Genomic DNA, 18352 nt, shown 5'->3' with positions numbered 1-18352 from the left:
ACCCACCACCGTATGGGTCAGCAGGCGGCCGCCGCGTGGGGGTCACGGTCGTAGCGGATCTGCGTGCGCCCGGTCGCGCCGGTGAAATTGTCGATGAACCGGCTGAACGTCAGCGGGGCGCGGGTCGAGGCGAGCACGTCCTGGACGCCCGGGCAGCGCAGTGCCTGCCGCGCGGCATCGATGTCGGACGGGGCGAAGACGTGCGGCTGCCCGTCGGTCGCGACGTCGCCGCGGCCCGCGTCGGCGATCTCCCACGCCGCGATCAGCCATTTCGAGTGCCCCGGCCGGCCACCGGGGATGGAAACGGTGTGCGCGGCGAGATCGCTGGCGAGGCCGTAACCGTCGTGGACCCGCACGTCGAGGGACACCAGGTTGCTGGTCGCGCCCATGCTGTCGGTCGCCATGGTCACGTACGGGCGGTCGGTCGGGAAGGTGTACCAACGCTTTTCGCCGTAGCTGTACACGAGCACGGCCGGCGTGCGCGCGCTGTTGACGGCGTCCACGGCCGCGAGCGCCATCGGCTGGCCGAGGAAGTCCGACGCGAGCACCGGGTGCGCGTCGCCGGTGTCCCAGGACCAGTACGCCCGCTCGTCGGTGACGCCGGTGGAAAGGTGCTCGTTCGCGTAAGGCACCCGCAGCCAGCCCGCCGCGACCACGGACCAGACGCCGACCGCGGTCAGCAGCGCCACCGTCCGCCGAGTCAGGGGGACCGCCATGACCGGCAGCAGCAAGGCGAAGAGGGCAGGCAGCAGCATGCGGCCGTGCATGAAGTCCCCGCCGACACGCACGACGTAAACGGTCAGCAGCACCGCCGCGACCACGGGCGCGAGCGTGAGGATCCGCGACCGGCGCGTCAGCGCGACCACCACCGCCAGCAGCAGGATCGGCAGCCAGAGGTAGTACGGCTCGACCAGGTCCAGCAGGTAGGCGAACCCGCGGGCCCAGTTGGCGTCGCCGGCTTCCTTGGCGAGCGCGGTGTTCGGGACGAGCAGGCCGTAGTAGCCCATCCGGAAGACCTGGTACCCGAGCGGCAGCACCAGCCCGGCACCGAGCCAGGCCGCGCCGCGGCGCACACTCGGCCGCCGCAGCAGCACCAGCGCGGCGAACGCGACGATGCTGAACAACGCCAGGTCCGGCCGCACCAGCGGGCCGAGCCCGAGCACCACCGCGGTCGCGATGGGCGCCTTCCCCCGCACCAGCAGCCACCAGGCCAGCCCGATCCACAGCAGCTCCGGCCCGGTTTCCAGGCCCGAGGTGGCGAAATCCCGGAACGGCGGCAGCGCGCAGACCACGAGCCCGCCGGCCGGCACCACGGTCGCGCCGCCGTACAGCCGGCGCGCGCCGTCCAGCCCGAAGAACAGTCCGCCGACCGCGCAGAGCAAACCGAGGACGACGGCCAGCCACTCGAGCGTGGCGCCGGTGATCCCGCCCGCCCCGGCGAGCAGCCAGGTCCACAGTGGACTGGTACTGGCCTCGACCCGCTCGCCGACGTTGAACACCGGCCCGTGGCCCGCCAGGATCTGCCGGACGGTCCGCAGCACCAGCAGCCCGTCGTCGCTCATCCAACGGCGGCGCCAGGCCAGCGCGGCGTACAGCGCGAGGGTGGCCGCGACCCCGGCCCAGACCCAGTTCGACGGGCGGCGGTGCCAGGCAACTGGTGACTCCGCGACGGCCGTTGCTGCCGCGGTCATCGGTTCCGCCGGCCCCCTTCTTCACCCGTGGCCCCGCCGCTGGTGGGCGGGGGTGTCCGGGCTCAGTCTAGGGCGACGGCTTCGGCGAGGGCACGGCCGTCGGCGAAGGCGGGGGCGGCGGCACGGCCGTGGACGAAGACGGGGGCGCCGGCGCCGGGGGCTCCGGCGGGGCCAGCCCCAGGTCGACGTCCGGGTTCTCGCGGTGCTCGCCGCCCAGGGTGAACGCCGTGGTGCAGCCCGTGGCCGGGTCGGCGTCGGAGTCCTTCGCCGGGTCGCCCGCGCCGCGAGTGGTCACGGTGAGGCCGTCCGGCAGCGCGCTGACGTCGAAGCAGACCTGGTAGGTGCCGTCCTTGAGCTTGTCGAACAGGTAACTGCCGTCGTCGGCGCTCTTGGCGGTGGCCACCGTGCCGCCGGCGCCGTCCTTGAGCGTGACCGGGATGCCGCCGACGCCCGGCTCGCCGTCGTCCTGCAGGCCGTTGCGGTTCAGATCGCGCCAGACGCGGTCGCCGATCTTGTCGATCAGCGGCAACGGGGTGACGGTGATGGTGGCCGTGGCCTTCTGGTCGCCCAGCTTGCCGCTCGCCGACGTCACCCCGGAGACCGTGGCGGTGCTGACGTGGCCGTTGTCGTTCTCCGCGAGGTTCGGGTGATCGCAGGTCAGCGCCTTGGACGCACCCGCGTCGAGGTCGAACGCCGCGGGCAGCCCGGTGCACCAGGGGTCCTTCACCAGCAGGCCGGTGAGCGGCACGCTGCCGCTGTTCGCCACCGTGACGCGGTAGTGCGCGGTGGACCCGGCGGGCAGGCTCGCGGACGGGCCCCACTCGCCGTTCACCGGGTTCTGCACCTCTTCCTTCACCGAGTAGGCGGCGAGCTGCACGTTCACGCAGTCCCACATCACCCAGTTGCGGTTCGTCGTGGCGAAGAAGGTGACCGACGAGGTGCCATCCGGCGCCGCCGTGGCCGGGAAGTCCTGGCGCGCCAGCTTGCTGTCGGACGCGACGTCGTGCGTGACGTCCTGCGCCTGCTCCAGCAGAGTGCGCCCGGCCGAGTCGCTGAAGCGCAGTCCGGTCGACTGCGCGTTGCCGCGCTCGGCCAGCGCGGTGGCGACGGTGCCGGTCCAGGCGGACAGCGAGTACAGCCCGCCGGGCGCGTACGGCACCGTCTGGCTGGCGGAGCTGACGCGTCCGTCCGGCGTCTGGATCTTCGCCTTCAGCTGCCCGTCGACCGCGAGCGAGCTGTCCGTGACGAGCTTCGGCAGCTTGTCCGGCGGAGTGCTGCGCGGCACCGGCGCGGCGGGCGTGAACAGGTAGCCCTGCGGCGGGCCGCCGGGCGCGGAAACCTGCTCCACGCTGGGGTTCGGCGCGATCCCGCCGCAGGCCGGGGCGTCGGCGGCCGGCGCCGAGCCGGGCAGGAACACGACGAGCGCCCCGGCCAGCACCACCGTGCCCGCCGAAGCGCCCGCCGACCGTCCGATCGCGATTTTCCGTGCCCGCCTCATGCCGCGAAGCTATTACCCGGCGCCGACCCCGGCCGAGCCGCGGCGCCGGGCTTCACTCCAAAGAGTCAGCGGACGCCGATCCGCCCGACCAGGCCGAAGTGCCCCTTCTTCCACACCGAGACGATCGCGGGCCGCGGCTGCGCGGCCCCGCCGTCGGGCCAGTGCGAGCTCGGGTTCGCCGAGCTGGCCGCGTTCTCGCCCGGGTGCTGCACGGCGACCAGCACCAGGTGGTCGGTCACCACCGGGCCACAGGTCTCCGCGCCGACCGGCACGGACAGGAACTGCTTGACGTGGCCCCGTTCCGGACCCGAGACGGGCACGGAGAACAGGCCGTCGTTCGCGCCGAGGGTGTTGCCGTCGGTGGAGATCCACAGGTTGCCGTGCCGGTCGAACGCGACGTTGTCCGGGCAGGAGATCGGGCTGACCTGGTCCTTCGGGAAGCCGCCGAAATAGGTGTCGGCCGTCGCCGGGTCGCCGCAGACCAGCAGCAGCCGCCAGGAGAACCGGGTGGACGCCGCGTCGCCGCGCGCCTCCTCCCACTCCAGCACGTGGCCGTTCTTGTTGCTGTTACGAGGATTCGGCTCGTCGGCGGCCGCCTTGCCCGCGGCGCCGCGGTCGGTGTTGTTGGTCAGCGCGGCGTAGATCCGGCCGTTGACGGGGTTGGGCTCGATGTCCTCTGGCCGGTCCATCTTCGTCGCGCCCGCCTTGTCCGCGGCCTGGCGCGTGAAGACGTACACCTCCTCGGCGGTGAAGCCGTCCACAAAGGACTTGCCACCCGCGGCGAGCGGGATCCACTCCCCGACGCCGTCGAACTCGTCGTCATCGGGGAGCTTGCCGCTGCCGTCGATCTGGCCCGGGCTGTCGCCGGTGAACTTGGCGACGTACAGCGTGCCGTCGTCCAGCAGCGCCGAGTTGTGCCGGCGGGCGAGCGCGCTGGAACCCTTCTTGTACTTGCCCTTCGAGACGAACTTGTAGATGTACTCGAACCGCTCGTCGTCGCCGGAGTAAACGGCGACCCGGCCGTCGGCGGTGATCTTGACGGTCGCGGCCTCGTGCTTGAACCGGCCGAGCGCGGTGTGCTTGACCGGCGTCGAATGCGGGTCGTGCGGGTCGATTTCGACGACCCAGCCGAAGCGGTTGGGCTCGTTCGGCTCACGCGGGACGTCCCAGCGCCGGTCGAACCGCTCCCACTTGCGGGTGCTCTCGCCGGCGCCGATCAGGTAGCGCTTGAGCCGCGGGGCCTGCTCCGGGTCGGTCACCTTGTCCGCGTTCGCGAAGTACTGGTGGAAGTTCTCCTCGCCGGAAAGCACGGTGCCCCAAGGAGTCACGCCGCCGGAGCAGTTGTTCTGCGTGCCGCGCACCTTCCGCCCTGAAGGGTCCGCCGACGTCTTCAGGTACTTCGACCCGGCCGCCGGGCCGCGGACCTCGAAAACGGTGTCGAGCGTGATGCGCCGGTTCAGCGGGCTGGGCGTGGTGCGCAGCGCGCCGCCGATCGGGTCGCGCAGCGTCTGGACCACCGAAAGCCCATGCGCCGCCCAGGCGATCTTCACCTGCTCCTCGGTCGGGTTCGCCGGGTCGTACTGGTCGGCCGGGAACAGGTGCACCTCGGTGGTGTACTCGTGGTTGACCACCAGCAGGTTCGCCAGCCCCAGCGGGTCCTGCGGGATCAGCCCGACGAAGTCGTTGTTGTAGCCGAACTGCTTCGCCTGCGCGGCCGCGGTCTGCTTGCGGAAGTCGAACTTCGGCGCGCCCGGCACGACGGCGTCGCCCCAGCGGATCACCACGTGCTGGTCGTAACCCTCGGGCACGCTCACCCGGTCCAGCTTGTTCGGCGGCACGGGGGCGAAGTCGGTGCCGGGCACCGGGCGTCCGCTGCGGGCGGGCGAAAGCGGGGCCGAGGGCGCGGCGGCGGCCGTCCCGGACAGCGCGGCGAACCCGCCGGCCGCGGCCGCCATCACCGCGCCCGCCTTGAACACGCCGCGGCGCGAGACCACGTTCTTCGCGACGTCGCCGAAGTACTCGTTGCCCGTGGGGTTCGGCGCTTCGTGCGCGCAGGCGTTGCCGCAGCGGTACTCGCAGGTGATGGGGGAACGGCCGCCGTCGTGCGCGGCGAAGAGGGGCAGCAGCCGCCCGGGCTCCAGGGACACAGGGCCTCCAGGTCAGTGTGGTGGGAACGAAGCGACCGTAAACGCCGAAACCCGACCAAACCGGACCAGAAGGTGAACAGCGGGTGTATTAACCGCAATTGAGACGAACTCGAAGAACGCCCCCGGACGGACAGTCCGGGGGCGATCGCCGAGCGTCAGAATTCCTCGTCGCCGACGAGCGCGGCCTCCTTCGGCACCACGTGCGGGTCGGCCTTCTTCTCCCGCATCGAGAGCAGCACCGCGGCGATCACACAGAGCACGGCCGCGACGACAAACGGGCCCTGCTCCCAGCCGAGCCAGTCGGCGATGTGCCCGACGAGCGTGGCCGCGACCGCGCCGCCGAACCAGCGGCAGAAGTTGTACCCCGCGCTGGCGACCGGGCGCGGCGCGTCGCTGATGGACATCGCGGTGCCGGTGAACAGCGTGTTCAGCAGCCCGGAGACCAGTCCGGACAGGATGATGCCGACCACGGCCACCGTCTTGTCCGGGATGGCCAGCACCAGCATCAGCACGGTGTAGCCGACCACGGCCAGCGCGGCCGCGTGCCGTTCGCCGAACCGGGCGGCGAGCTTCGGCGCCAGCGCGACGCCGGCGACCGCGACGCACAGGCCCCAGCCGCAGAAGATCAGCCCGACGGCGATCGCGCTCCAGCCCAGCACGAACGGCGACCAGGCCAGCACCGTGAAGAACGCGGCGGTGTACAGCGCCGAAGCCAGCGACGTCCGGAGCAGGCCGGGGTGCTTCAGCGCGCGGATCGGGTCGAGCAGCTTGATCGGCGGCCGCTTCTCGTGCGAATCGCTCTTCAGGAAGATCGAGCACAGCACCAGCGCGCCGGCCATCAGCACCGCGGTGCCGACGAACGGGCCGCGCCACGAGATCGTGCCGAGCAGCGCGCCCAGCAGCGGGCCGACGGAGAGGCCGACGCCGAGCGCCGCCTCGTACAGCAGGATCGCGCCGCCTTGGCCGCCCGTCGCCGCGCCGACGATCACCGAAAGCGCGGTGGCGATGAAGAAAGCGTTGCCCAGGCCCCAAACCGCGCGCAGCCCGACCAGCTGCTCGATCGAGCCGGCGGCCGCGCACAAAGCGGTCGCGGCGACGATCAGCGTCAGCCCGACCAGCACGGTCCGCTTGGCGCCGAAGCGCGCGGACATCGAGCCGGTGAACAGCATGGCGATCACCTGCACGCCCAGATACGACGTGAACAGCAGCGTGACCTGGGACGGCGTCGCGTCCAGCCCCTTGGCGATGGACAGCAGGATCGGGTCGACCAGGCCGATGCCCATGAACGCGATGACCGCGGCGAACGCGGTGATCCACACCTGCTTGGGCTGGCCTTTGACCGCGTCCAGCAGGCTCGAGTGGTGCTCAGCGCTCATCGCGGATCAGTTCCTCCTTCGGGTCTTCACGGTGAAAGTCGCGGATCAGCTTCGAGAGGGCCGGGAGGGCGGCGTCGATCGCGGCGCGGTCCGCGTCGTCCAGGTCCAGCAGGCGTTCCCGCAACTGCTCCTCACGAGCGGCGACCAGCTCGGCGTAGAACCGCCGGCCTTCGTCGGTGGCTTCCACGAGCACGGCCCGCCCGTCGTCCGGGTCCGGACGGCGGCTCACCATGCCGAGCCGCTCGAGCCGGCCGACGACGTCGGTCATCGACGGCATCCGCACGCCCTCCAGGCGCGCCAGGCGGCTCATCCGGCTGGGCCCGCCGCCGACCAGTTCGGCCAGCACCGAGCCCTGGGTCAGGGTCAGCACCTGCGTCGTCTCCCGGCGGACCAGGTAGTACAGCCGGAAGACGACCGGGCGGAGCCGGCGCGCGAGGTCGACGATCGGGGAAGTCACTTAGCCAGGCTAACAAATTTAGTTAGCTACGCGAAGTAATTCCCCTCACAGGATAGGCTGCCGCCCATGGACGCGGTGATCTTCGACCTCGACGGCGTGCTGGTGGACTCCGAGCGGACCTGGGACGAGGTGCGCCGCGCCGTCGTCGCCGAGCACGGCGGCACCTGGCTGCCCGAGGCGACGCGGGCGCAACAGGGCATGAGCACGCCGGAATGGGCTTCGTACCTGGTGGACACTCTCGGCGCGCGGCTGACCGCCGACGAGATCGCGCGAGTGGTGGTCGAGGAGATGGCCGAGCGGTACGCCTCGGGCCCGCCGGTCATCGACGGCGCGGCGGAAGCGGTCCGCGCGGTCGCCGCGAGCCGCCCGGTCGCGATCGCCAGCTCGTCGCCGCCCGTGCTGATCCGGGCCTTCGTGACCGCTTGCGACCTCACGGAGCTGGTCCCGGTCGCGGTGTCGAGCGAGGAGGTCGGCGCCGGCAAGCCCGCGCCGGACGTCTACCTGCGCGCCGCGTCGCTGCTGGGCGTCGACCCGGAAACCTGCGCCGCCGTGGAGGACACGACCAACGGCCTGCGTTCCGCCCTCGCCGCGGGCATGGCCGTGTACGCGGTGCCGAACCCGCACTTCCCGCCGGACCCGGCGGTGCTCGCGAAAGCGACCGCCGTGGTCACCGACATCCGCGACCTGCCGGCCGCGCTGGGACTGTAGAAACAGCGAAAGGCCCCCTCCCACAACGGGGAGAGGGCCTTCGCCGGGGTCGCTAGCGCTCCAGCTCGCCGCGGATGAACTTGTCCACGGCGTCACGCGCGGTGGAGTCGTCGTACTGCTCCGGCGGCGACTTCATGAAGTACGAGGACGCCGACAGGATCGGGCCGCCGATGCCGCGGTCCAGCGCGATCTTCGCGGCGCGCACGGCGTCGATGATGATGCCCGCGGAGTTCGGCGAGTCCCAGACCTCGAGCTTGTACTCCAGGTTCAGCGGCACGTCGCCGAAGGCGCGGCCCTCGAGCCGGACGTAGGCCCACTTGCGGTCGTCGAGCCACTGCACGTAGTCCGACGGTCCGATGTGGACGTTGCCCTTGCCGAGCTCGCGGTCGACCTGCGAGGTGACGGACTGGGTCTTCGAGATCTTCTTCGATTCGAGCCGCTCCAGCTCCTTCATGTTCAGGAAGTCCATGTTCCCGCCCACGTTGAGCTGCATCGTGCGGTCGAGCTGCACCCCGCGGTCCTCGAACAGCTTCGCCAGCACGCGGTGCGTGATGGTGGCGCCGACCTGGGACTTGATGTCGTCGCCGACGATCGGGACGCCCGCGTCGGTGAACTTCTTCGCCCACTCCGGGTCCGACGCGATGAAGACCGGCAACGCGTTCACGAACGCCACGCCGGCGTCGATCGCGGCCTGCGCGTAGAACTTGTCGGCCACTTCGGAGCCGACGGGCAGGTAGGAGACGAGCACGTCGACCCGCGCCTCGCGCAGGGCCGCGACGAAGTCGACCGGCGACTCGTCGGACTCCTCGATCGTCTCGCGGTAGAAGCGGCCGAGGCCGTCGTGCGTGTGCCCGCGCTGCACGGTGACGCCCAGCGGCGGCACGTCCGCGATCTTGATCGTGTTGTTCTCGCTGGCGAAGATCGCCTCCGAGAGGTCGCGCCCGACCTTCTTCGCGTCCACGTCGAACGCGGCGACGAACTCGATGTCCCGCACGTGGTACTCGCCGAACTGGACATGCATCAAACCGGGCACGCGCGTGCCGGGATCCGCTTCGCGGTAGTACTGGACACCCTGGACCAGCGAAGAGGCGCAGTTGCCGACGCCCACGATGGCCACCCGAACGCGGCGGTTCTCGCCCATGCCGGTTTCTCCTTAATCCGTTCCTTCAAATGCAGGTCTGCCGCCACGCTGCGGCCCGATCGGCGCGCCCCTACTCCTGTGGGCCGCGCTGCTCGGCTTGTTCGTGCGCGATCAGCTCGTTGAGCCAGCGCACCTCCCGCTCGCTGGTCTCCAGCCCCAGCCGGTGCAGCTCGCGGGTGTAGCGGTCGATCTTCTCCTCGGCCCGTCCCAGCGCGTCGCGCAAACCCTCGCGACGCTCCTCCACGCGGCGGCGCCGACCTTCCAGGATGCGCATCCTGACGTCAGCCGGTGTCCGCGAGAAGAACGCCAGGTGGACGCCGAACCCCTCGTCGTCCCAGGTCGTCGGACCCGCGTCGCCGAGCAGCTCCGCGAACCGCTCCTTGCCCTCGGCGGTGAGCTTGTAGACGCGGCGGCCGCGCCGGGACCAGGCCCGGTCGTCCGCCTCGTCCAGCTCCTCGACGAGGTAGCCGGCCCGCAGCAACCGACGCAGGGTCGGGTACAGCGAGCCGTACGAGAACGTCCGGAGTGTCCCGAGCGTCTCGTGCAAACGCTTGCGCAGCACGTACCCGTGCATGGGCGCCTCGTGCAGCAACCCGAGGATCGCGAGCTCGAGCACTCCGCACCCCCTCACGGGAACAAACCACGGCCGCCGACGTTGGCCACAACGTCGATCGGCTCGGTCAACCTACTGGCCGACTATATCGCGCCGATACATCGAAGTGGCGGAACTAACCCCCGTTCGAGGTCAGAGCGGGGCGAAAGTCATCAGACAGTTATCGAATCACCGGCGTGTCCGTCCGGTCGCCCACCGTGCCCTCGTGCCGGGGGCACCACGCACACAGCAAGAGCCCGTACTCTGTCCTTCGTGCGAAACCAGCGGCAGGTAGTGGACTACGCCTTACAGCGCAGAGCGCTGCTGGCCGGCGTCCGCTCCGGACGCGTCGGCGACCACGAAGTCTGCGACGCGACCCCGTACCTGCTCCGTGCGGCGAAGTTCCACGGCAGACCGGAAGAACGGGCCTGCCCGATGTGCCGCCGGACGCCGTTGACCCTGGTGTCCTGGGTCTACGGCGACGAACTCAAGCACGTCTCGGGATCGGCGAGGACACCCGACGAGCTGACCCGCATGGCGGGGATGTTCGGCGAGTTCACCGTCTACGACGTGGAAGTGTGCCGGACGTGCCACTGGAATCACCTGGTCCTGTCCTACGTCCTCGGCACGGGTGAGCCCCAGCCCACCCGTCCGCGAAGGACCGCGGGCCAGTGACGAGTACCACAACCGCTGCAGAGCGCAGGGCGGCGTGTCCCCGGACGCCGGCCTGGGAGGCCCATTCGTGACCGACGATCGCAACCGCTCCTGGCCCGGCCAGGAGCCAGATGCACCTCGCCGCGCCCAATGGCCGGGGGAGGACCCCGGTCCGGCCTGGCCGGGCGAAGAGGCCCCCCGCCGTCCCCAGCGCCCGAACCCGCCCCGCGGCAACGGCGCTCCCCGCCGTCCGGCCGCGAACGGCGGCGGTCCCGAGTGGCCGAGCGGAGACGAGCCGCAGTGGCCCTCGTCCGACGAGCCCCCGCGCCGCCGGCCGCCACAGCGTCCCCAGGCGCCGGTGGACGGGCGGACGCAGTCCGGCATGCCGCCGCGCCGCCAGCCGCCACCGCCGCCCCCCGGCAACCGCCCGCCGGGCCCGAACGGCCAGCCGGGCCCGAACAGCCAGCCGCAGGGCTTCCGCCAGCCACCGCCGCCGGGCCAGGGCCCGAACGGCCAGGGACCGAACGGCCAGGGACCGGGCGGCCCCTCCGGCCCGAACCGCCGCCCGCCGCAGGGCCGGCCGATGCCGCCCCCGCCGCCGTACTCCCCGGATCCGTCCTATCCGGACCGTGAGCCGGAGCTGATCACGCACGCGGTGCACAACGGCACCGACGACGGCTTCGGCTACGACCCGTACGACGATCGGTATGACGACCGGTACGACCAAGACCACCAGCTCGCGCAGTACGCCGACGACGAGGACTTCGAGGACGAGCCGGAACTCGACGAGGACGGCAACCCGATCAAGCCGCCGCTGACGCCCAAGCAGCGCAAGAAACGCCGCTGGAAGATCATCCGGCGCGTCCTCTACGCGATGTTCGGCCTGTTCGTGGTGGTTCCGGCGATCGCGTTCGTCATCACGTACTTCGCGGTGACGGTTCCTTCCCCGCAGGACGTCAAGGCGTTGCAGAGCCAGCCGATCACCTTCCTGTACGCGAACAACACGGTGATGGGCCGCAACGTCCCCGAGGGCGGCGACCGCGAGCTGCTGCAGCCGAACCAGGTGCCGGACGTGGTGAAGCACGCCGTGTACTCGGCGGAGGACGCCACCTTCGAGACCAACTCCGGGTTCAACGTCATGGCCATCGCGCGGTCGGCGTTCAACCAGGTCACCGGCGGCACCGGCGGTGGCTCGACGATCTCGCAGCAGTACATCAAGCAGGCCACGGCGAACGACGCGCCCACGCTGACCCGTAAGTGGACCGAGCTGGCGAAGTCGTTCAAGCTCAACAACACGACGTCCAAATCGGACATCATCACCGGCTACCTCAACATCGTCTACTTCGGACGCGGCGCGAACGGCATCGCCGCGGCGGCGAAGGCGTACTACGGCAAGGACGTCGGCCAGCTCAACCCGTCGGAGGCCGCGCTGCTCGCCGGCCTGATCCAGGGGCCGAGCCGCTCGGAAGACCAGACGTACGCCAAGAAGCGCTGGACGTACGTGCTCGACCAGATGGTGCAGAACCACTGGCTCTCGCAGGCCGACCGCGCCGCCGCGACCTTCCCGACGCTGATCCCGAAGGGCTCGCAGAAGCAGAAGGACAACGCCACGCTGGATTACCACATCCAGCAGCGGATCCTGGCGGAGCTGGCGGCCAAGGGCTACGACGAGGACAAGCTGTACGCCACCGGCGCGAAGATCTACACCACGATCGACCCGGCCGCGCAGAACATGGCGGTCCAGGCCGTGCAGGACAACATGCAGGGGCAAACCGACCCCGACATCCTGGGAGCTCTGGTCGCCGTCGACCCGAGAACGGGCGGGGTGATCGCCTACTACGGCGGCCCGTCCACGGTGAAGGACAGCAACGGCAAGGACCAGGTGGCCACCGACTGGGCGAACACGCCACAGAACCCGGGCTCGTCCATGAAGCCGTACGACCTCACCGCGTTCCTCAAGATGGGCAAGGGCCTAGGCGAGACGTTCGACGGGACGAACAACCGGCAGCTCGGCGGCCGCGTCGTCCGCAACGCGGGTGAGAGTGCCAGCTGCGGCCCGGTGTGCACGGTCAAGAAGGCCATGGAGGTCTCGGCCAACACCGTGTTCTACGACATGGTGCTGAACGTGACGAAGCCCGCGCCGGTCGCGGAAGCCGCGAAGGAGGCCGGCGTCCAGGCGGCCCCGAACGGCAAGGCCCGGCTGGGCATCAGCGACGCCAACATCGCGCTCGGCGGTGGCGAGACGGCCCTGACCCCGGAGGACCAGGCCGCGGGCTACTCGAGCTTCGCCTCCGGCGGGGTCCGGCACCAGCAGCACTTCGTCGCGAAGCTGACGAACTCCCAGGACGAGGTGGAGTTCGACAACACGACCGACCAGGGCAAACCGGCGTTCGACACCGACGCGCAGAAGAGCCAGCAGATCGCGGGCAACGTCACCGACGCGCTCGGGCCCGTCATCGCGGAATCCCACCTGAAGTGCCCGACGAACCACGAGTGCGCGGGCAAGACCGGCACGCAGCAGTTCGACCCGCACGGGCAGAACGTGCCGGCTTCGTACAACAACCGCAACGCCCAGACCTGGATGGTGGGGTACACGCCGTCCATCTCGGCCGCGGTGTGGGTCGGCGGCGACGGCAACAAACCGTTGCACGACAAGAACAACAAGCCGATCTTCGGTGCCACGATCGCCGGTCCGACGTGGCAGGACTTCATGACCGCCTACCTCAAGGACAAGCCGGCGGAGAAGTTCGACAAGGTCCAGCCGATCGGCAAGGACGCGAGCACGGTGGTCACGTCGACCTCGCAGAGCAGCCGGGTGGCGACGACCAGCGACGCCCCGCCGTCGACCCAACCCTCGACGTCCAGTTCGACGCCCACGACGTCCGAGACGAAGAGCGTCTCCGAGTCCCCGACCCGGCCGACGCTGTTCGGCGGTGGTGGCGGCAACCCGAACCCGCCGGGCGGCGGCGGCAACGGGCTCGGGGCCGGCGGCAAGCCACCGAGAGGCCCGACCGGGTAGCGCCCGGACCCGACCTGCGAAGGCTCCCCCTCATCTCGTCGAGGGGGAGCCTTCGTGCGTCCGGCACCGGTGACGCCACAGCGTGTCCGGCCGGGCACACTTCAGAAGAGTCACGCGTGTGAGTGAACCTGCCCCCCGGCACGCGCGTCCTCTCCAGGAGAGGGGCACTGCGCCCGCAGCACGCCCGAATCCTGACGGAGGATCCGCACGTGAACGACGACCGCACCCGATCGTGGCCCGACCGGGATCCGGACCCGCGGCGTCAGCCCCCCGCCGGAGGTCAGGGAACGCCGCCGTGGGCTCGTAATCCGGGCGGACCGCCACAGAACCCCGGCCCCCGGCCACCCCAGAACCCGGGCCCGCGGCCGCCGCGGGCCCAGCCGAGCCGGCCCGGCACCCCGCCGCCCGGCTTCCGGCAGCCGCCGCCGGGTGGCCGCCGTCCCGGCCCGCCGCCGCAGGGGCCGTACCACGAGCCCGAGCTGATGACCCATCACGTGCACAACGGCACTGTGGACACCGGCGCTCGGGACCACGACCCGCTGGACCCCGACGACGTCTTCCTGCAGGAGCCGGAACTCGACGCCAAGGGCAGACCGGTCCTCACCGCCGCGCAGCGCAAGAAGCGCCGCTGGAAGATCATCCGGCGCTCGCTGTACGCGTTTGTCGGCCTGTTCATCGTGATCCCGGCGATCGCGTTCGTGATCACCTACTTCAGCGTCGACGTGCCCTCGCCGCAGAGCGTCGCCTCGACGCAGAGCCAGGCCGTCACCTACCTCTACGCCGACGGCAGCCCGATGGGCAAGGACGTGCCCTCCGGCGGCAACCGGCAGATCCTGACCTCGCAACAGATCCCCGACATCGTGAAGCACGCGGTGATCGCGACGGAGGACGCGTCGTTCGAGACCAACTCCGGCTTCGACGTCACGGGCATCCTGCGCGCCGTCTACAACCAGGTGACCGGCGGCAGCGGCGGCGGCTCCACGATCTCGCAGCAGTACATCAAGAAGGCCACGGACAACGACGCGCCCACGCTCACCCGCAAGTGGACCGAGCTGGCCAAGTCCTTCAAGATGAACCAGACGTACGAGAAACAGGACATCATCACCGCGTACCTGAACATCATCTACTTCGGACGCGGGGCGTACGGGATCGGCGCGGCCTCGCAGGCCTTCTTCCACAAGGACGTCAGCCAGCTCGACTACTCCCAGGCGGCGCTGCTCGCGGGCCTGATCCAGCAGCCTGGCCGGTCGGAGAACACGAAGGTGGCCACCGGCCGCTGGAACACGGCGCTCGACCGCATGCTGCAAAACCACTACATCACCCAGCAGCAGCGGGCGAGCGCGCAGTTCCCGACGCCGATCTCGCTGGCGGACTCGAAGGGCGACTCGGGCGCGCCGTACAGCTTCATCTCCGACCAGGTGCGGTTGGAGATGACGCAGCACGGGATCCCGGACGACAAGTACTACTCCGGCGGCTACACCGTGCAGACCACGATCGACAAGAAGGCGCAGGACGCCGCCCAGCAGGCTGCCACCGACGTGTTGAAGGACCAGGTGGACGACCGCCTGCTCGACGCGCTGGTGGCCATCGACCCGAAGACCGGCGGCGTGCTGGCGTACTACGGCGGCCCGGTGACCGTCGACGTGAACGGCCAGAAGCAGGCCGCGCGCGACTGGGCCGACACCCCGCAGAACCCGGGCTCGTCGATGAAGGCGTACGACCTCACCGCGTTCCTCAAGATGGGCAACGGGATCAACAAGACCTTCGACGGGTCCAACAACCGGGTGTTCGACGGGCGCAAGGTCCGCAACGCCGGCCCGAGCAGCAGCTGCTCGACGCAGTGCACCGTCGCCGAGGCGATGATGCGCTCGGCGAACACGGTGTTCTACGACATGGTCCTGAACGTCACGCACCAGGTGCCGGTGGAGCAGGCCGCGCAGGAGGCGGGCGTCCGCACCACCAGCGACGGCGGCAAGTCCGAGATCTCCACCAAGGACAACAACATCTCCCTCGGCGGCGGCGACACCCGGATCACCCCGGCCGACATGGCGGCGGGCTATTCGACGTTCGCGGCGAACGGCGTCCAGCGCGACCGGCACTTCGTGCTGAAGGTGACGAACGCGCAGAACGAGATCGCGTACGAGGCCACGCCGAGTGCGGGCAAGCCGGCCTTCGCCGGCGACGCCGATCTGAGCAAGCAGATCGCCGGCAACGTGACCAAGGCGTTGAAGCCGGTGATCGACTTCTCCCACCTGAAGTGCCCGCCGGGTCACGATTGCGCCGGCAAGACCGGCACGCAGCAGCACACCAAGCGGGCGAACGAGCCGGCCTGGTCCGCCGACGCGAACGCCCAGACCTGGATGGTCGGCTACACCCCGTCGGTCTCGGTCGCGGCCTGGGTCGGCGCGGACGGCGACCAGAACCTGCACGGCAAGAACAACTCGCCGATCTTCGGGTCCACGATCGCGGGCCCCCTGTGGCAGAAGTTCATGACTGCCTACCTGGCGGGCAAGCCGAGCGAGAAGTTCGACGACGTGCCCCTCATCGGCGAGGCCGCGCCCCCGTCCGACGGACCGTCCGACACCAACACCCCGCCGCCGGACAACCAGGGCGACCCGACCACGCCGCCGACCAACACGGGCGACCAGCCCACGGGGGACCCGGGCAACAACCCGAACCAGCCGTCGCGCACTCCGAAGCCCCCGAAGCACAGCCAGACCAACGGCCCGACCGACTCGGGCGGACCACCGAACCCCGGCAACCAATAACGGAAAAATGGGGCGCCCCACCGAAATCCGGTGGGGCGCCCCATTTTTCGGAGGAAGCCGTGGTCTCGTCGCTGGGGGTCGCCAAGACCACGGCCGGTACTGGGGTCAGCCTTCGGACAGGCTGATCGCACGGGCTTCCGCACCCGAACGGTGCGCGGCCTCGATCACGCGCAGGGTCTCGACGGAACTCGCCGGGTCGACCGGGAACGGCGCGTCGCCGCTCAGAGCGTCCCGGACCTGAGCGTAGAAGTCCTGGTAGCGGCCGACTTCGGTCGGAACGGTTTCGGTGGCGTCGTCGACGCCCAGCGAGCCCGCGTCGGCGGCTGGCTCGACGCCCCAGCCCTCGTCACCGGGGCGGAGGCCGTCCTTGATCTGGGGCTCCTGCACGTCGAGGCCGTATTTGGTGAACGTCGCCTGCTCGCCCAGCACACGGAAGCGCGGGTTGCGCGTCGCGGCCAGCGCAGAGGCCCACAGGTGCGAGCGGACGCCGTTGTCGTGGCGCAGCGCGACGAACACGTCGTCGTCCACGGCCACGCCGGGGCGGCGGCGGTCGACCTCCGCGTACACCTCGGCGACCGGCCCGAACAGCTGCAGCGCCTGGTCGACGATGTGCGCGCCCAGGTCGTAGAGCAGGCCACCGGCTTCGGCGGGGTCGCCGAACTCGCGCCAGTTGTCCTTGACCTTCGGCACCCAGCGGTCGTAACGCGACTCGAAGCGGAAGACGTCGCCGAGGCGGCCGGACTCGAGCACCTTGCGCACGGTCAGGAAGTCCGAGTCCCAGCGGCGGTTCTGGAACACCGTCAGCCCGACGCCCTTGGCCTTCGCCGCGTCGGCGACCCGCGACGCCTCGGCGGCGGTCGGCGCGAACGGCTTGTCCACCACCAGCGGCAGGCCCAGCTCGATCGCGCGGAGGGCGAGCGGCACGTGCGTCCGGTTCGGGGTGCTGACCACCACCAGGTCCAGCTCACCCGCGCGGGCGAAGAACTCGTCCGGCCCGGGGAGCACGTCGGCCCCCGGGTACTCGGCGCGGGCCTGCGCGGCCCGTTCGGGGTTCGAGGTGACGATCGCCGCGGGCGCCAGACCCGGGGTCGCCGCGACGAGCGGCGCGTGGAAGACGCGGCCGCCGATGCCGTAGCCGAGGATCCCCACTCGTAAGTCAGCCATACGGCCTATTAAACAACACTGTTGCGAAACTAGCCAGCTCTGCGAAGATCACCGGATGACGGAATCCGGGGTCAACCTGCGCGGGCTGCGGCGGCACAACCGGGCCATGCTGCTCGGCCACATCCTGCGCTCCGGCGGCCTCAGCCGCGTGGAACTCGCCGAGCGTAGCGGGCTGACCCAGCAAGCGGTGTCGAAGATCGTGACCGAGCTGCTGGAGACGGAGCTGCTGGACGTCGAACGCCAGCCGTCCACCCGCGTCGGCAAGCCGCGCACGCAGCTGCGCATCCGGCCGTCGGCGCGGTGCGCCCTCGGCGCCCAGCTGGACCGCGACGAGTTCCGTGTGCTGCGCACCGACCTGATCGGCGGGGTCGAGGCCGTCGTGGAGGGCCCGCTGCCCGTCGGCTTCACGCCCGAGCAGGCCGTCACCGCGCTCACCGACGCGGCCCGCAAGCTGCTCGCCGACGTCGACCCGGCGCGCGTGCTGGGCCTCGGGGTCGGCGCGGTGGGCCCCCTCGATCACCTCGAGGGCCGGGTCCGCGACGCCACGAACATGCCCGGCTGGCACGACGTTCCGCTGCGCGACCTGCTGGCCGAGCGCACCGGCTTGCCCGTCACGCTCGACAAGAACACCAATTCCGCGGCGTTCGCGCACGCCTGGCCGCAGGAGAGCGTGCCGTCCGCGGCCGTGGTGCTCGTCGGCACCGGGATCGGCGTCGGGCTGCTGGTCGACGGGCGGGTCTACCGCGGGCCGCGCACGAACGCCGGTGAGTTCGGCCACACCACGATCGCCTACGAAGGCCCGCGCTGCGCGTGCGGCCGGCGCGGCTGCGTCGAGGTGCTGCACAACTCCGCGGCCACCACGGAGGAGGCCGCGCGACTGCTCGGCATCGGGCTCGCCGACCTGGTCCAGGTGCTCGACCTGGAGCGGATAGTGCTGTTCGGCCGGGCCGTGCGCGCCGCCCCGGAGGTCTACCGCGACACCGTCGCCGGTGAGCTGCGCGAGCTGCTGCCGGTACCGCACTGGCAGCGGATCGACGTCGAGCTGAGCACCTTGAGCGAGGACGCGGTGGCCTTGGGCGGGGCATTCGAGGTGCTTGCCGGGTTCTACGAAACGCCGAAATGACAGGCTCCTGACCT

13 protein-coding genes are annotated in these 18352 nt (G+C 70.7%); 5 read left to right on the top strand and 8 right to left on the bottom strand.

From position 1 onward, the window contains the following. Window positions 1-17: 17 nt before the first annotated feature. The 5 genes from BMY97_RS32955 to BMY97_RS32935 all read right to left on the bottom strand — a co-directional run bounded on the left by BMY97_RS32955 (window position 18) and on the right by BMY97_RS32935 (window position 7169). Complete coding sequence (locus BMY97_RS32955) at window positions 18-1691, bottom strand: arabinofuranosyltransferase AftB family protein (RefSeq protein WP_091624653.1); 1674 nt, start codon at window positions 1689-1691, stop codon at window positions 18-20. Between the two features lie 67 nt (window positions 1692-1758). Then, entirely contained in the window at window positions 1759-3189 is a 1431-nt protein-coding gene (locus tag BMY97_RS32950; RefSeq protein WP_091624651.1) for a DUF7850 domain-containing protein, read from the bottom strand. Window positions 3190-3254: 65 nt separating this feature from the next. Beyond that, window positions 3255-5336 (bottom strand): PhoX family protein, encoded by a 2082-nt coding sequence (locus BMY97_RS32945; RefSeq protein WP_177231652.1) that lies wholly within the window; start codon window positions 5334-5336, stop codon window positions 3255-3257. 155 nt (window positions 5337-5491) lie between these two features. After that, window positions 5492-6712 (bottom strand): MFS transporter, encoded by a 1221-nt coding sequence (locus tag BMY97_RS32940; protein ID WP_091624648.1) that lies wholly within the window; start codon window positions 6710-6712, stop codon window positions 5492-5494. After that, window positions 6702-7169 carry a MarR family winged helix-turn-helix transcriptional regulator gene (locus BMY97_RS32935; RefSeq protein ID WP_091624646.1) on the bottom strand — a complete coding sequence of 156 codons (468 nt, stop codon included), beginning with the start codon at window positions 7167-7169 and terminating at the stop codon, window positions 6702-6704. The genes BMY97_RS32940 and BMY97_RS32935 overlap by 11 nt, the downstream gene beginning before the upstream one ends. Before the next feature lie 66 nt (window positions 7170-7235). Between BMY97_RS32935 and BMY97_RS32930 the strand changes: the two genes are divergently transcribed. Then, entirely contained in the window at window positions 7236-7877 is a 642-nt protein-coding gene (locus BMY97_RS32930) for an HAD family hydrolase (protein ID WP_091624643.1), read from the top strand. Between the two features lie 52 nt (window positions 7878-7929). On the opposite strand, the gene BMY97_RS32925 is transcribed toward BMY97_RS32930, so the two are convergent. Both BMY97_RS32925 and BMY97_RS32920 read right to left on the bottom strand, forming a co-directional pair. Then, window positions 7930-9018 carry an inositol-3-phosphate synthase gene (locus tag BMY97_RS32925; RefSeq protein ID WP_091624640.1) on the bottom strand — a complete coding sequence of 363 codons (1089 nt, stop codon included), beginning with the start codon at window positions 9016-9018 and terminating at the stop codon, window positions 7930-7932. 70 nt (window positions 9019-9088) lie between these two features. Then, a complete protein-coding gene (locus BMY97_RS32920; RefSeq protein WP_091624637.1) occupies window positions 9089-9634 on the bottom strand; it encodes a PadR family transcriptional regulator in 546 nt (181 codons plus the stop codon). A gap of 249 nt (window positions 9635-9883) precedes the next feature. Here BMY97_RS32920 and BMY97_RS32915 point away from each other — a divergent pair, with 249 nt between their 5' ends. The 3 genes from BMY97_RS32915 to BMY97_RS32905 all read left to right on the top strand — a co-directional run bounded on the left by BMY97_RS32915 (window position 9884) and on the right by BMY97_RS32905 (window position 16051). Beyond that, window positions 9884-10285, top strand: a complete 402-nt coding sequence (locus BMY97_RS32915; RefSeq protein ID WP_091624634.1) for a DUF5318 domain-containing protein — start codon at window positions 9884-9886, stop codon at window positions 10283-10285. 361 nt (window positions 10286-10646) lie between these two features. Further along, a complete protein-coding gene (locus BMY97_RS32910; protein ID WP_091624632.1) occupies window positions 10647-13283 on the top strand; it encodes a transglycosylase domain-containing protein in 2637 nt (878 codons plus the stop codon). A gap of 482 nt (window positions 13284-13765) precedes the next feature. Further along, window positions 13766-16051, top strand: coding sequence for a transglycosylase domain-containing protein (locus tag BMY97_RS32905; protein ID WP_245787619.1), 2286 nt, complete (start codon window positions 13766-13768; stop codon window positions 16049-16051). A 105-nt stretch (window positions 16052-16156) separates the two neighbouring features. Here BMY97_RS32905 and BMY97_RS32900 read toward each other — a convergent pair whose 3' ends face one another. Further along, window positions 16157-17215 carry a Gfo/Idh/MocA family protein gene (locus BMY97_RS32900; RefSeq protein ID WP_091624626.1) on the bottom strand — a complete coding sequence of 353 codons (1059 nt, stop codon included), beginning with the start codon at window positions 17213-17215 and terminating at the stop codon, window positions 16157-16159. Between the two features lie 55 nt (window positions 17216-17270). Between BMY97_RS32900 and BMY97_RS32895 the strand changes: the two genes are divergently transcribed. After that, entirely contained in the window at window positions 17271-18338 is a 1068-nt protein-coding gene (locus BMY97_RS32895; protein WP_091624622.1) for an ROK family transcriptional regulator, read from the top strand. Window positions 18339-18352 lie beyond the last annotated feature (14 nt).

This window comes from Amycolatopsis saalfeldensis (assembly GCF_900110575.1).
Classification (GTDB): Bacteria; Actinomycetota; Actinomycetes; order Mycobacteriales; family Pseudonocardiaceae; genus Amycolatopsis; species Amycolatopsis saalfeldensis.
This window is presented reverse-complemented; position numbering and strand designations above follow the sequence as displayed.

What these genes read in the sequence shown, in the direction of transcription:
- BMY97_RS32955 (WP_091624653.1), bottom strand. Translation starts at nt 1,691, where the DNA reads ATGACCGCGGCAGCAACGGCCGTCGCGGAGTCACCAGTTGCCTGGCAC.
- BMY97_RS32950 (WP_091624651.1), bottom strand. Translation starts at nt 3,189, where the DNA reads ATGAGGCGGGCACGGAAAATCGCGATCGGACGGTCGGCGGGCGCTTCG.
- BMY97_RS32940 (WP_091624648.1), bottom strand. Translation starts at nt 6,712, where the DNA reads ATGAGCGCTGAGCACCACTCGAGCCTGCTGGACGCGGTCAAAGGCCAG.
- BMY97_RS32930 (WP_091624643.1), top strand. Translation starts at nt 7,236, where the DNA reads ATGGACGCGGTGATCTTCGACCTCGACGGCGTGCTGGTGGACTCCGAG.
- BMY97_RS32925 (WP_091624640.1), bottom strand. Translation starts at nt 9,018, where the DNA reads ATGGGCGAGAACCGCCGCGTTCGGGTGGCCATCGTGGGCGTCGGCAAC.
- BMY97_RS32910 (WP_091624632.1), top strand. Translation starts at nt 10,647, where the DNA reads ATGCCGCCGCGCCGCCAGCCGCCACCGCCGCCCCCCGGCAACCGCCCG.
- BMY97_RS32905 (WP_245787619.1), top strand. Translation starts at nt 13,766, where the DNA reads ATGACCCATCACGTGCACAACGGCACTGTGGACACCGGCGCTCGGGAC.
- BMY97_RS32900 (WP_091624626.1), bottom strand. Translation starts at nt 17,215, where the DNA reads ATGGCTGACTTACGAGTGGGGATCCTCGGCTACGGCATCGGCGGCCGC.
- BMY97_RS32895 (WP_091624622.1), top strand. Translation starts at nt 17,271, where the DNA reads ATGACGGAATCCGGGGTCAACCTGCGCGGGCTGCGGCGGCACAACCGG.